General features: G+C 37.7%; 9 protein-coding genes and 2 pseudogenes. 3 read left to right on the plus strand and 8 right to left on the minus strand.

All coding sequences use genetic code 11. The annotated features are described in order from the left end of the window. Both F6K27_RS20060 and F6K27_RS33835 read right to left on the minus strand, forming a co-directional pair. Positions 1-581, minus strand: a 581-nt coding sequence (locus F6K27_RS20060; RefSeq protein WP_375339695.1) for an RRXRR domain-containing protein, incomplete at its 3' end; no start/stop codon positions are given. Positions 582-831: 250 nt separating this feature from the next. After that, a pseudogene (locus tag F6K27_RS33835) lies at positions 832-1817 on the minus strand (peroxidase family protein). Between the two features lie 176 nt (positions 1818-1993). Here F6K27_RS33835 and F6K27_RS20075 point away from each other — a divergent pair. Then, positions 1994-2125 carry a hypothetical protein gene (locus F6K27_RS20075; protein WP_287278128.1) on the plus strand — a complete coding sequence of 44 codons (132 nt, stop codon included), beginning with the start codon at positions 1994-1996 and terminating at the stop codon, positions 2123-2125. Between the two features lie 250 nt (positions 2126-2375). On the opposite strand, the gene hppD is transcribed toward F6K27_RS20075, so the two are convergent. The 5 genes from hppD to F6K27_RS20100 form a co-directional block, all read right to left on the minus strand. Next, positions 2376-3437 (minus strand): 4-hydroxyphenylpyruvate dioxygenase, encoded by a 1062-nt coding sequence (gene hppD, locus F6K27_RS20080; protein WP_287278129.1) that lies wholly within the window; start codon positions 3435-3437, stop codon positions 2376-2378. Between the two features lie 385 nt (positions 3438-3822). Beyond that, positions 3823-4530 (minus strand): SDR family oxidoreductase, encoded by a 708-nt coding sequence (locus tag F6K27_RS20085; protein ID WP_287278130.1) that lies wholly within the window; start codon positions 4528-4530, stop codon positions 3823-3825. Positions 4531-4855: 325 nt separating this feature from the next. Further along, on the minus strand, positions 4856-6268 hold the full coding sequence (locus tag F6K27_RS20090; protein WP_287278132.1) for a hypothetical protein: 1413 nt from the start codon (positions 6266-6268) through the stop codon (positions 4856-4858). Positions 6269-7996: 1728 nt separating this feature from the next. Next, complete coding sequence (locus F6K27_RS20095) at positions 7997-8992, minus strand: pentapeptide repeat-containing protein (protein WP_124145111.1); 996 nt, start codon at positions 8990-8992, stop codon at positions 7997-7999. Positions 8993-9150: 158 nt separating this feature from the next. Beyond that, entirely contained in the window at positions 9151-10773 is a 1623-nt protein-coding gene (locus tag F6K27_RS20100) for a hypothetical protein (RefSeq protein WP_124154692.1), read from the minus strand. Positions 10774-11669: 896 nt separating this feature from the next. Here F6K27_RS20100 and F6K27_RS20105 point away from each other — a divergent pair. After that, positions 11670-13169: an NAD(P)/FAD-dependent oxidoreductase gene (locus F6K27_RS20105; protein ID WP_287278134.1), complete on the plus strand. Its 1500-nt coding sequence runs from the start codon at positions 11670-11672 to the stop codon at positions 13167-13169. A 240-nt stretch (positions 13170-13409) separates the two neighbouring features. Here the strand turns inward: F6K27_RS20105 and F6K27_RS20110 are convergent. Continuing rightward, positions 13410-13707: pseudogene (locus F6K27_RS20110) on the minus strand (reverse transcriptase domain-containing protein); the annotation flags it as partial. Positions 13708-14195: 488 nt separating this feature from the next. Here F6K27_RS20110 and F6K27_RS20115 point away from each other — a divergent pair. Continuing rightward, the gene (locus F6K27_RS20115; protein WP_287278136.1) at positions 14196-15164 is read left to right on the plus strand and encodes a ribonuclease T2; all 969 of its coding nucleotides are present in this window, start codon (positions 14196-14198) and stop codon (positions 15162-15164) included. Positions 15165-15166: the final 2 nt, after the last annotated feature.

The raw sequence follows: 15166 nt of genomic DNA on the forward strand, positions 1-15166 counted from the left end.
AACTTGACCAATTCCATAGTCAAACTACTTATCGGACTTAGTTTACAAAGTCTATTAACCCAAGTTTCTACAGTCATATCATGTCCGGTAGCATCGGTATTGTATAGAAAAGGTAGGCAACAGGCAACAAACAGGAAGGCAACAGGCAACAAGCAACAGGCAACAAACAGGAAGGCAATTGAGCAAGAAAAAAACTTAAATTTCCTGTAGATATCCACGCTAACTTTTACACAAACGCGCCCCAACGGACATGATATCAAAACCCGATGCCTCAAACTTGGTGGCAGCCATCCTTTGTTTCGTTTGCGATTGAAAAATCTGCACTTACGGTAGCGAGTTTTTCGATGACGACGACCTCGACGAAGAGTTCGCCGTCGTTCCAAAGCATTCTTGATTTGCTGACCACGATGGATTAAAACCATTGCAAAGATAACTTCTTCACTTTGGGTGACCATTGCAAAGCCTGTTTGTTTAGAACCAGGGTCAATTTTTAATTGCAAGCCTTGATTTTCTTCAGCTACCAATTTCTTCAGATGTAAAGTTGGCCTCGCCCGGTTATTTAAACTTTTTACGTTCGGCACACTAGCTTTTCAAATCTCTTTGGCTGTTTAATGCCGAACAATAGAGGTTGGAACTGGCCTAGCATCCCGACGTATTGTCACCAAAATAATGTTTACTTGAAAAAAGTGGGCTGGACTAACGATTTAAACACAAAATTTGCGTTTTGATTAGATTTGTGGTTAGTCCTAAAAATCCCCTAGTTATTTGTAGTAAACATTGATCACGCTTGGTATTATACCAATCAGATCAAAGCAAGATTTTATCCAGGATTTAAACAACTATGGGGTTATTGACTGTAAAGGCACTGGCCACAATTTTAACATCAGAGTTATCTTCGATAATATCGGCGAGACTAACGTTATCAAGATTCTTATCGATAATGCCTTCAAGTTCCTTGAGATACTGATCATTTTCAAAATAAAAGCGATCGCCATCCCGTAAATTAGTGAATTGCTGGATGATGATGGCACTGATTGTCTCACCAACCACTCCACCATTAACTTCCTGTTCGGCTAATCCACCAATCCAGAGATCCACATCATCAATAGAATCATACACCGATGCAAACTTAGCAGCAAGCTCGCTGTCTCCTCCTGTTAATTCATCAAAGTCTGTATAAGAGGATAAACCGATAGCATTACGAAATGTATTAATATCAGCTACACCATTGTCCCGTCCCCGTTGAATATTGAGAGAGGCTAAGTCAAAACCACCAGCCCCAGGAGGACCAAACAAGAAGTTACGAACATCATCAATCAGGAAATTATCAACTGCTTGGGCTTGTTGGGATTCTAACCCTTTCAATAAAGAATCAACTCCATCCTCCATAATTTTGCTAGGTTGAAAGAAAGCATCTCGTAGAGCAACGGCTTCATAGCTTCCATCCTCTTCCACTTGTAAGAGTTGAGGAGAAAGCATGGTATGACCAAAGTGGAGAATTCAGTGAAAATACCCGGTTCAACGGTTTCATCATAACCCGTATACTCACCAAGAGCATCCTTTCCTAAGAGCAAGGGTAAAAATTCATTATAGGTAATGGTCTGAATTTTTGCCCCAACTAAACTACGAGCTGATTCATAGATAAAGTCACCACGACTTAACCCAGACTCTTCAAACAGTTCATTCAGTTTGTATGCTTTTCTTCCGTTCCCATTGTCTAAAACATCAGCAGTTTTTTGTGCCAAGCGGTTATGTTCTCTTACAAACAGGGTGTGAACAGAAGTTAAACCTAATTGTTGATTAACACGGATATCCAAAGAATGTTACAAATAGTCAGAGAAATAAAAAGACAAATGCAGGATATGTCCTTTGACAAAGCGGTCGATCTTCGCAGCTTCCCGTAGGGTGGGATGGCGATCTTCGGAGCGGGTCTGCAAGAACGGGTCTCCTCGCCATATCCAATCGACCAAGAGAGCGGTGCGATCCCGCGACGATGCCAGCTCCCTTGCGGAACGCGCACCAAGAGAAAAGAATGATTTCCGACCTGAAAAATGGTATTGAAGCAATTCCCATACGACTCGGTCTTCCTGACTTCCCCTCCCAGGAGGGGTTAGGGGTGGGTTGACTCCTAAGAAACATCCTAGCTATTTGTAGCAAATATTTATTGATTTGGTATAATATGAAATTCGGTTATACAGTTGTTGCACTCTATACTTCTATTCAATGCAGACATAAAATGCCGGAATATCCCCAGATAATTCCCACTCTCATCCTTCCTTTATCCTTTATCCTTTATCCTGACTTCTGACTCCTTTATCCTGACTCCTAAATGATAGGATAACTAATTATCCGAATACTATATCAGTCCAATACTCTTAACTTTTGCCCAAACTACCTCGCTGCATTTGCTCTCTTTCTATAGCTTCAAATAAAGCTAGAAAATTTCCTTCACCAAAACCTTGAGCTTGCATTTGTTTACCATTCACCCAAGCAACCCTGCGTTCAATAAACTCAAAAAATACAGTTGGTTGAGGAAAAATGGGTTTGGTGAAAATTTGCAGTAACATTGCTTCCGGTCTCATTTCCTGCCAGTCTAGCAAAATTTGATATTCTTGAACTTTTTGCCAGTCAACTTCCGGTAAATAACTTAATGCTTTTGCTTGCAGTTGAGAGTAATATGTTGCCGGAACCCGCAAAAAAACCAAACCACGCGATCGCAAATCTCCTATCACCTCCAAAATATTCTCTGTCCGTAAAGCAATATGTTGTATCCCCGCACCATGATTAGCATCCAAAAATTCTTGAACTTGAGAATTAGCAGATGCAGGTTCATTAATGGGAAATTTCACTCCACCATCTGGGTCAACCATCACTTGACTGCGTAAAGCAGATTTATCTGTTTGAATTTCAAAGCTTTGCTGGGGTTGAAATTCTAGAATTTGATGATACCAGTCGAGAGCAGATTGTAAATTATCTTCAGCTACATTCAAAACTACATGGTCAATAGCTACAATATCTGTAGGGAGTTGAGAAGTAGGATGTAAGATTTGTGCATCATCAATTTTTTCAACTAGAGTATGACTTATATCTCCCCATCCAGAAATTTTTGCCCATCTCAAACCCTGTAAGTCTTGCTGAATAGGTTGCAAAACTTCTGCTCCATTCGCCGCAGCTTTGGCCACAACTGAGTGAAGGTCTCGAACCCGAAAAGCAACATCACCTACTCCGGGAGGATGTATCCTGAGAAAATCAGCAACAAAATTTTCTGATGTGACGGGAGAGGATAGGGCAAAATATACTCGACCTCTGTTGATAATTTCCTTATGAGTATGTTGAGTGGTTTGAGAGGCGATCGCTTTAAAGCCTAATTTTTCAATAAACCAATCTCGTGACTCCATTGCATTTTCAACGTAGAAGTGAATGTGATCGAATTCCATAACCAACCTTTATTACTGATGAGCCTAAATTCTTTTCTTTACCGAATAATTAAGGTAAAAATCCTCTCCTTTAAAGGAGAAACAATGAATTATAGCAATGTGCGCTGGCATCTTTACAAATTGTACGAATTGTCCAATAGCTAAAAGTCTTATATTATCAGATTTTTATTCCCCCTATTGCCTTCCGGAGCTGTGGCCTGTTGCCTGCGCGCAGCGCTATAATTTTCCTTTGAGTCTTACCTCTTCCTTTCCAAGAGAGGTAATTATTAATTATTAATTATTAATTGTTGAAAGGACTTACGCAAAGACACTACATATAGTAGATAAAAACTATAGCACTATGATATATATAGTTTTTTTCTTGGAAGAATGTGTAACTTCTGCTTTAAAAAAATAAATGACTGTCTGGCTGAATATTAATTTCCATTGGTACAGCTTGGGGTTCTGCATTGAGGGCAAACATTATTGCATCGGCAGCAGTTTCAGAACTTAGCATTTTTGAGCGATCGACCTTTAGGCTAACATTATCCCAGAAAGGTGTATTCACTCCTCCGAAATAGAAAAGAGTCACCTTAATACCATAGCGTCGTAACTCATCCGCCATACATTTACTCAAACCCACCAAACCAAACTTAGAAGCACAATATACAGTCCCCATGGCCATTGAATGTTTGCCGAGAATACCAATAACATTGCAGATATGGCCTGATTTTTGTCCTTTCATGACATTGGCAGCGGCTTGACAGGTATAGAAACTGCCTTTCAAATTGAGGTCAAGCATAATATCTAGGTCAGCAGGTTCAATTTTGTTCCATTGTTTGAGAATACCTGCTCCTGCTGCATTGATTAACACATCAATTTTGCCAAAATGACTGGAAGTTTTTTCCATCAGAGTTTCTACTTCCTCTGGGTTGGTAATATTTGTTGGTACAGTAATAACTTGGGTAGTAGATAGTTGAGTGGCTAAATTGTCCAATCTACTGCTATCTCTGGCCGCTAATACTAAGCTCGCACCAGAATTTGCCAGTTTTTCTGCCACTACTGAACCTATACCACCAGTAGCACCCACAACTACAACAACTTTGTCCTGCATTAACTTTCTCTTTACATTTCTTTACATATATATTTATAATATAGCACTATGGAAATAGGACGCGGAGATTCCTCTATTTCCTTGCTCTGGTGTTCCCTACTGCCTACTCCCTTTCCACTCAAATTTATTCAGGACTTAGGCAAATTGACCTTTAAAGCACCATCTTTAGGGGCGAATGGCATTTGCTAAGGTAGAGCTGCCGATAACGCACTAGCTATATGTAGAGTCCCTATGTGGGATGTATTCAAAGTCCCTACCTATTCCCTATTCCCTATCCCCTATTCCCTAAGCACAAAAATCATAGCTAAATTCACCAACGCCGACTTTATCTCAAGCTTACGAACCAACGACCTTCTTCAGATTGATGCAACTTCAGCGAAGTACACAGCTCCAAATATTTGGGAAATTTTTTACTTGGTTGGAACCGCTTAATAGTTTTAGTAATTGGTCTACCATATAAACGATTAAACTCACTGCCGAGATTAGATATAGGAACAGACTTATCTGGAGAGCTATCAGTTAAGTTAGTCACAATTTTTACTAAGACTTTTTCCATGACTTCTTGAGAAGTAATCTCGGCAATATCAGTAATATTGTCAGAGACTTCAATCTGATTATTTGTGGAAGGATTTAAAATCTTTTTTTCCGGTTTAAACAAATTAAAAATGCTGACATAAGTTTGGGATTTTTCCGACGGTTGATGAATTGCAAAATAAGCTGGAAAATTGACAAATATTTGTCTAGACTTTTGGTCAGGAAAGTGATTTAAAACTACATCTTTAAGATTCACTTTATAGGTTTCTTTATACAACGCAGAAATTCTCGAAAATTTAATCCATTGTAGTCCTATTTTTTCTGATTCAGACCTGATTAACTCCTGTAATTGAATAATAAATGTGTCAATAGTAGGTATGTCTGGGACAGAAATCGCATATACTTGTGACTCCCCAGTTTGACTATTTAAAACTGTAATTTGGTTTTTATATTTCCGTACTTGATACACAGTTAATCCATGAGATTGAAGAGTAGTACCCAGATGAGTTAATCCTCGATCTGAAGAACAAACTAAAACTTCTTTAGCTGTGGGATAATTGACAAAAATAGAAGCACCTACAGTTGCCATTTTCAAATCAGCACTATCCTTGCCAGGAGGAACATGAATTAATTGATAACCACGTTGATGAAATTCTTCATCTTTTTTTCCCATACTGCGCCAATTAGCAAAAGCAACCTTAATTTGAATCGGATAATTGCAGATATCTACAAGGATTTTTTCTGTTTCAATATCAAGGTGTAAATTTTCTACATCTAACAATAAAATCGCCATACCAGACTCAACCAATTTAGTTCCATTTGTAGAGAAATCAGGAATCTGAGAATTAGTAATTTTGTCTGATGAAATGATATTTATTTCTGGATAAATGAATCTATCTATCTGAGAAATTAAAGCATTATATCGATCGGAATTAATAAACTCGGGAGTCAGAAGAATATGAAGATAATTTATGACTTTAAGCTGTAAATCCTCCTTGGTTGCAGCACAAGAAAGCCCTTTTGTCAACTTATTAGTCAAAGTAGATTGATTCTTGGCATTATTCCAAGGAATGCTCTTGTACTTTGGATTTATCCATTCTGGATGTTGTTGTTGAATAGAAACGATCGTTTGGTAAATATAATTGCTAATGGCCTTAATAGCAGTAGCATTATTAGTCATCAGCAAACCAGAATTATCTGACATAGTCCATAAGCAATTAATGGTCACTCAATTTTGGATGATTCACAATTAGCTTGGATCTACCATTTTGAGACCTATAGCAAAGAACGAGTTGGTTAAGACATAGACTGACAATCCACCTTAGATAGGGAAATGTTTTTCCCACTGTTGCCTCTGTTGCTACGCGTGCCATCTCTTGGTCGGCATTCTCATGGCGTTCCCTTCGGAAATGGAGGGACAGGAAACCCGAAAAGTGCAGAGGTCATCCGCTTTTAATATCGGCGTTTCGGCTATTGGCTACATGAAAAGCTTTAGCTCCTCTGTAAGAGGCTAGCCGTTAACGTACTTGTGCCCTAGCTTTTAGCGGAGCTTTACCCTAGCAAAACGCCTGTTTCCAAAAGCTTTCGTCTGCCACCGATGCGGGGTTGCATCACTGTTCCTTATTGCCTGTTGCCTGTTCCCTGCTATACACATATCAATCATTTGACATACTCCCGACGTTGCGCTTGAGCTACAACGTGGAATTCGCTAACATAGCTTGTAGGAGCTTTTTGCTTCCTCTTGACAGAGGAGCTACCCTAACATAGCACCTTCCTCCAAGGACGAACCTTTTCTGGTCTCAAGGCGCGCTCCACAGTCTGTCGCCAATCTGACGGCTTTCCTATAAACTGCTAGCCTAGCATCCTTATTAATTCTAACATACTATTAGGAAAACCGCAGCATTGATTAGTTTTCTCATCCCTCTGCTCCCACCCTCAGGAGAGTGCGGGTCTTCAAACAAAGTTGAGATCGGAGATCCCTAATAGTTTGACAATCCATTTTAATATGGCCACAGTCAATTTATGTTATAAAGTAAATAATATTTTTCTCCTCATACCAAATTCATTTCTAACTTGCATAGAATAATATCTCGATCGGGGTTGACTGTAGATCGAGATAGACAAGTTAATAAATTTCATAATTCTGTGCCACCTCACATAAAATTTGTATCACACCTAAAAGCTAACACCTAACACCTAATACCTAATACCTAATAACTAATTTTGTGCAGCCTCACATAAAATTGGTATCACTACAAACTTGAGTAGTAGAAAACTGGGGGGTGGTATCTGCAAAGAGATACTGCGAACTAATTAGTTTGTCAGGCTACCTGAAGACCCATCCCGTATTGAAAAAATCACTATGAATTCAAACATGAAGCCTACAGAATAACTCAACGGTAGCGAAAGGGGCGTTGCTGAAGTGTCATTTCAGTTATTAGTTAGCCTCCTGCCGGAGGAACTGCGTTAACAGTATCTATGCAATAAGGAGGCTTGAAAGATAGAATATTCTCTTTGTCTTGGTCCATTGGATATGACGAGGAAACCCGCTCTTGACAGAGCCGCTTCGCTGTTAGCGTTTGCGGTAGCATTCCGGAACGGAAAGCTTTGCGGTAGCAAACGCCATCCCAACCTACGGGAAGCTACGCTAACGAACGCTTTTTATCCCCTTAAAAGGGGAGGCACATACCCACAATTTCTTGGTAAAATTGAAAAATTTATGTTTTGCGTTGATACTTAATCTAAAAATCGTTACCATTCAGCAACGTCGTGAAAAGAACTGAAAAACATGGCAAGCACAACTATTATAGAAATATTTGCCCAAGACTATTCAGACAGGAGTATTAAGAATTAAAATTAATTTCAATTAAACAAGAGTTAAGAAAAACCTTCCTCTCAAAAGTGAGAATATCCTGAAAATACATATCAAAAATTAACCGTGAATATCTCCATTAGGCATTACAGCACCTTGCATTTGAGCACCACTTAAATTAGCTGTACTTAATTCAACCCTGGTTAAGATTGAGTCATTCAAACTGGAATTACGGAAATTTGCTTTTGCGAGATAAGCGTCAGTTAGGTCTGCTTTAGTGAGATTGGCCTGACTTAAATTGGCTCTGCTAAGATCGGCCCTCACCAAATTTACTTGAGTTAGATTTGCTTTGATTAACTGAGCTTTACCCAATTTTACATCTGCCATGACCGCGCCAGTTAAGTTCGCTTCATTCAGCCGTGTATCCATTAATCCTGCTCTTTGAATTTTGGCATTAATTAAACTTGCCCCAGATAAGTTAACTCCTGCCAAATTAGATTCTGTTAAAAATGCCCCATCCAAAATTGTTTGAGCTAAGTTTGCTTTTGTTAATTTAGCACCTCTAAGTAAAACTTCACTTAAGTTTGCTCCTCTTAAATCAGCTTTTGTTAAATCTGCCCCAGTCAAATCAACACCACGCAAATCAGCTCCACGCAAGTTTACTCCTCTAAGATTAGCTATTTTATAAGCTCGCTTTTCATGGCGGAGATTTGCTCCACGCATATAAGCACCACGCAAGTCAGCACCCTGTAGATTAACTCCTCGCATATCTGCCCCACTCAGATTAGCATCAATTAAACTTGCTAATTCTAGATTGGCCTGCCGAAAGTCTGCATTCTGTAAGTTTGCGCCATGAAGATCGACATCAGCCATTTTAACAGATTGCAAATTTGCTTGAGTTAGATATGCACCACTGAGTCTGGCAGTAATTAGGTTAGCACGTTGTAGATTAACTCGGTTAAGGAAGGCTAATACAAAGTCTGCTCCTTGAAGATCTGCTCCAGAGAAATTTGCACCAATTAAATCTGCTCCATTTAACTGTACACCTTTAAGATTGATGCCATGAAAATCAGTATCTCCTGCTGCATATCTTCTCAGAATTTCACCACCACTCATTATAATTTTCCTTTCCTTACTTAAAAAATTAACTCGAAGTAAGAAGGAAGAGGTAATCAGGAAGAAGGTTAGTTAATTGTTTTGACTAAAATCAATTCTTACGTCTTACTTCCTTCAGATTTTACTTCTTCTTTCTTACTTGTTTTCATCAAAATATTTTAGCATTCAATTGTTTGCGTCCAAGCAATTGATTTTTCTCCTAGTTTTCTACCATGAATTTTGACATTTTTCAGAGATTCTGATTTCAAACTAGCAATTTTTTGTTGCACTAATGAAGTTACCATTTCTTGATTTGGGATTTGCTCAGATTCTAGGATAAGATGTAGCCAACCATTTCTTCTACCAGCTATTATTTTAATTTCTTGTTGCTGAAGTAATTGATGAATTATTAAGGCAACTGCTTTTGGATTACCTTGGGTTGCTAATTCTAGAATTTTTTGTTGATTCTCATCAACACTTTCTTTTTTTTGTTCTAATTCTGTAGAGTTGGTATTGCTAGAATTACTGAAGTTAAGTTTTTTTCTTTCTTCTATTTCTAATTGTTTCAGAATTTCTTTGAATTTTGTGGACTGGTCTTGTATATTACTAATTAAATTTTCTAACGCTGTATATTTTAATAATAAACGTTGTTCTTCTAGCTCAGATTGTAAAAGGTGGTTTAAAGTTTCCTCTAAGGAAATAAATTGTGTTTCTACAGTATCCATTACAGTATCTACACTCTGATTTACCAATGTAGAAATTTCATGCTCTATTTCTAATTTTTGTTTGATTGAATCTAGGATATTTTTTCTTTCTATAGAATCTGTTTGCTCTTGGCCTTGACTATCTATTTTTGGTTGAATAGTAACAGAAGGGATTATTTGTTGTGGCTCAATTGAATCGGTAACATTTTTGGCTTTTTGTTGATTATTTTTTTGGTGAATTCTTTTTGTTTGGGAATTTTCAAATGAACTTATAGACGATGATTCTTGAGTAAAAAAATTACCTTTCTGAAAAGCACTGTTATTTTCTGGATTGCTGATTTTTTGCTCTGAATCTTCAACTTGTACTTGACTATTTGTAGGTAGGATAATTTCTGATGAATAGCAAGTACTTAAAGCATTGATAATTACATTTGCTACTTGAACATATTCATCTGGAGATTCAAAATTATTAGCCATACTATATAAAGAAGATTCTAAATCTGTAATAGATAGGCATAAATTAAATATTTGCCTGATTAGACTATCTAAGTTTTTTGTTTTCAGCAATAACCAATCTCTTTCCCCAAAATTAAATTGATGTTCTACGATTGAAAAAATCAGAATTTTTGTCTTTAATGGATTAGTTCCTTCCATGATTTTTTGCCGGACATCAAACAATTTTCCAGGGTCTCTTTCATAAGATTCTTCTACTACTAATCTATCTTTAAGAGTTATTTGTTCACCTGAATCTCCCTGAAGACCCCAAATGGGACTAGATTCCATAATTGTCATGTCTTCTTCTTCTTCAGGATATAGTTTACCTACACTCTCAATAATTTTCTGTGCTAATAAACCATATTCTGTTTTTTTGTTAACTTTAGAAACTATTCTAGATAAGCGATGATCTAAGGTTTCTATATTTCCGGTTTTTTGATATAATTCTTCTATTAATTCCTTGAGATTAATTTCTTCTAATTTAGTTTCATCATTTTCCCACCTGCCTTCGCAAGCACAATAGATTACTTTCTTAATTCTGATTAAATCTCCATCTTGTTTGAGTTCATTAACTACTGTATCTATGATTGAAAATGATTCCATACTTTTTATCCCTGAATAATTTGTAATTTTTTTTCTAAGTTATTGAAACTTTAAAATGATTTACTGATAATAGTCACATCTTAAACATCAGTTTGGGCAAAAAATAATACTCAAATTGCTGTTCATCAAAAATAGGATTTTATTGGATAATTCAAGATGCTGTGTTTGATTTAGCTATAGTCATGGATAATAATCAGCCCATTATAAATTATATAGTAGTCCTATTTGAGTTGTGCAGAAAATATCTCGGAATTAGGCAACAGGAGTAAGGCTTTTCACTTTTTGATCTACTATTCGATTGTTTACAAATTATTTAAGCTACTATATTACTGTGGTTATAGAATTATTTGAAATACAAAAGTAATATAGTCATCAACTCTACTAGAATATCAAGTCAATTTGTAATTAATTCAGTCACTTTGCTACAGTAGAAAATTATTAAGCTGTTTAAATATTGAACAGCTTATATCAATTTTGGGAAAGGGAACCAGATGGGGAGATTGGGAAATAGTCCGATTTAATATTGAAGTGTGGATAGAATTATAAACATATACTGTATAACCGGATTTTATATTAAACAGAACTTACGCAAAGATACTATATATAGTAGATAAAAACTATAGCACTATGGTATATATAGCGTTTTTCTCGGAAAAATGCGTAAGTCCTGTTCAACCCAAAAGAAAAAGATAATTATCTTTTCTGTGGCGGGTTTAATACTCCACCATCAACGGGGGTGCTTAAAATTGTGTGGGGTTTGAATCCATAAGCAATTTTCCCTTCTGTCTTTCCTAGGTCATGCTACGCAAACAGTTCCCACTGCCTTCTGCCTTCTTCAAAAAGAGGTCTTAGATTAATAACTGTTAAAGCTATTGTCAAAAAAAAATTAATATGATATGGAAAACTTTAATGTAATAGTCATTGGTAGTGGTATTGGAGGATTAGTTGCAGGAGCAATGCTAGCCTACTATGGCAAAAAAGTATTAGTTTGTGAAAGCCATGCTATCCCTGGGGGTGCTGCTCACTCTTTCTCCCGCCAAGGTTTCCACTTTGACTCTGGCCCTTCGTTTTATTGTGGATTAGCTGACCCCAATAGTCTCAATCCTTTACAAAAAGTCCTAGAAATTTTGGGAGAATCTATTGAGACAGTTGTCTATGACCCTCTGGGACACTATCATTTTCCTGAAGGTAGTTTACCTATCTATTCTGATGCGTCGTCCTACATAGAAGCTGTTGCTAAGTTCACAACTCAAGGTGCTGAAGAATTAGAACAATTTCAAGAGCATCTCTTGCAAATATATAACGGCCTGAAAGAAATTCCCACTACAATTTTAAGAGCTGATTTTTGGTTAATTCCTATTTTATTGGGAAAATATGGATTATCTTTGCTGAAGTTACTGCCTTCTCTCAGAGATATTGGGGGTTCTGTTGGGCAAATAATGGACAAATGGGTGCAAGACCCATGGGTACGTCGTTTAATAGACTTGGAATGTTTTCTCCTCTCTGGGTTAAAAGCTGATGGTACTGTTGCTCCAGAAGTGGCCTTCATGTTGGGAGAACGTTCTAATTCTGTTGTTGAATATCCTATGGGTGGTAGTGGTGCCATAGTTGATGCTTTAGTTAGAGGTTTTGAACGTTGGGGTGGTGAGTTACGTTTAAATGCTCATGTGGAACAAATATTAATAGAATCTGGCAAAGTAATTGGGGTAAAGTTGCGTGGGGATGAAGTTGTCAGGGCGAACATTGTAATTTCCAATGCTACGATTTGGGATACCTATACTAAGTTGTTGCAATTAGAAGATTTACCTCCTTCTTACCGGGAAGCTGCTTTGGCAACTCCTGCTGTCGAAAGTTTTATGCACTTACATTTGGGTATTCGTGCCGATGGTTTGGAAGGTTTGACTGGACATCATGTAGTTTTGCTGGATGGGGATGTTGATATTAGTACTCCTGGCAATACTTGTATGATTTCTATTCCTTCCGTTTGGGATGCTCATCTTGCTCCTCCCGGCCATCATGTGGTTCATGCTTATACTCTGGAATCTTTTTCTGGTTGGCAAAAAGATGATTCTTATCAGCAACGCAAACGTGAAAAGGCTGAGTCTTTATTTTTGGCTTTGGAAAGGGTTATTCCTGATGTCCGACAACGTATAACTCTGGAATTAATTGGTTCGCCTCTGACTCATGCTCGTTTTTTACGACGCGATCGCGGTTCTTATGGCCCTGCTATTGTTGCTGGTGATGGTAGTTTTCCTGGGCCTCAGACTCCTATTCCTGGTTTGTATCGAGTGGGTGATAGTACGTTGCCTGGTATTGGTGTTCCGGCAGTGGCTGCTTCTGGGGTGATTTGTGCTAATACTTTGGTTTCTGTTTATAAGTCTTTGTCTTTGATTTAGCTGTTTATTTTTTAAGTTATGGGGAGAGAGGCGATCGCTTACTTAATTGATTGAATAAAAAATCAAGAGTACGGGCGAGTTGAAACAAATAATACAATACTACTTGGAAAAAAATCCCCTGTCAACTCTCTTTACCCTTCCATGGCGCGGATTTTTTTGGGAATGGTTTGGCTCATATTTTTTGAGTTGGTGGTTCTGTGGATGATGGGGGGATGGGGACCCACCCTTAACCCCTCCCAGGAGGGTATGACAAATTCTCATCTTTATCCTCTTGTAGCTCTAGTCCTACAGGTTTTAACCATTCTTGGATTGCTTTCTTGCATTGTAGAATGACCTCTAATTCTCTATGAATTACTACGAAATCATCAGATACGCTGATGATTTTGGGTTTGTACCCTTGGATATAATTCTTCTGGTTAGGAAAAATTTCTTGGGTGTCCCTAATCATTCCATCCAATGCGATGTTAGCCAGCAGAGGTGATATGACACCACCCTGAGGTGTGCCAGACTCTGTTTCTGTAAATACGCCGTTGTCTAATTGGTCAGTGGAGACAGTGGCGATCGCTTTTTTAGGTAACAAAGAACAATAAGAGTTTATGCTTAGTTACTTTTATTGCGTATGTCGCAATAGGAGTTTTTACTTATAGTTGAACACTATGTAGAAAAGGAATTTTCTACATAATACTACTGACCACTAAAGCTTGGCATTTGACAAAAAGATGATCGACAATTGATTTTTTAGTCCATTTGACAGGGATGAAATGAAAAAGTTACTATATTTTTAGTTGAGAACCTCGATAAATAAATAGTAATACATTTTTAGTCATTTATTAGTAGTTAATAGTGGCTAAGAGATAGTTTTTCATCTTTGCATAGACCCCCATCGACGCGGGTCGGAGAATCGCTGAAACCCTAATCCCTTAAAATCTTACCTTTGACTTTTGACTTCTTCCTGATACTTGTGCGCTGTCCCTGCGCTCAGATATATTGAAATAGTTCTGCGACCAAAATAATAAAGGAGACTCAATGAGATTAATCATCGCATTCCTATTATCTTTTCTACTGTTGGGACAAAATCCAGCTTTCGCCTTCTATCAAATTGATGGGGATTTCACAATAAACAATAATTGTGAAGCCTACACCAGCTTCAGAAAGAAAACTGGACCTGTCACTCTTGAAACGGGAAAAGTTTACCCAGTCTTAGGACTAAATAAAGAAACTGGAAATTACCTTAATATCAAAGTAGATGGACAAACTAAATGGGTAAACAAGAGCTGTGGTGAATTTAATCCCGACGGACAAAGTATCAGTGAAGCAGAAGGAGACGACACAGAAACACTCACTGGTCAAAGTTGCCCTATAGAACGTTGTATAGATAAATATGTTCTTGCCATTAGTTGGCAACCTAGTTTCTGTCAAACAAAGCAAAGTAAACCAGAGTGTATTTCCCAAACGGCAGACCGCTACGATGCCACTAACTTTACTTTACATGGCTTATGGCCCGATAGAGCATCCTATTGTGGTGTGTCTTATGAAGATAAAAGTAATGATAAGCAGGGAGAATGGGATGATTTACCCCCATTAGACCTGGATGAACAGACAACTTCTGAGTTAGCAGTATTAATGCCAGGGGTACAGTCTTATCTACATCGTCATGAGTGGATCAAACATGGAACTTGCGATGGGCGAGATGAGGATACTTATTATGATATTTCCCTAGATTTACTTCGAGAAGTGAATGATTCTGAAGTACAGGAGTTGTTTGCGGAAAATATTGGTAAAATTATTACTCGGTCTCAGATTGATACAGCTTTTGAAAATTCTTTTGGAGAAGGAGCTGCTAAAAGTGTGAAAGTCAAATGTAGGGATGGCTTGTTTTCTGAGTTTCAAATTAAAATGCGTAGACCTCTAGTGGGAGACAAGTTAACAGATATTTTGCTGCCAACAAAGAGAGGGTTCTGTGATGATGTGCTGGTTGATGCTGCTGGGTTTTAGAA

It is taken from the genome of Okeania sp. SIO2F5 (genome assembly GCF_010692685.1).
Classification (GTDB): Bacteria; Cyanobacteriota; Cyanobacteriia; order Cyanobacteriales; family Microcoleaceae; genus Okeania; species Okeania hirsuta.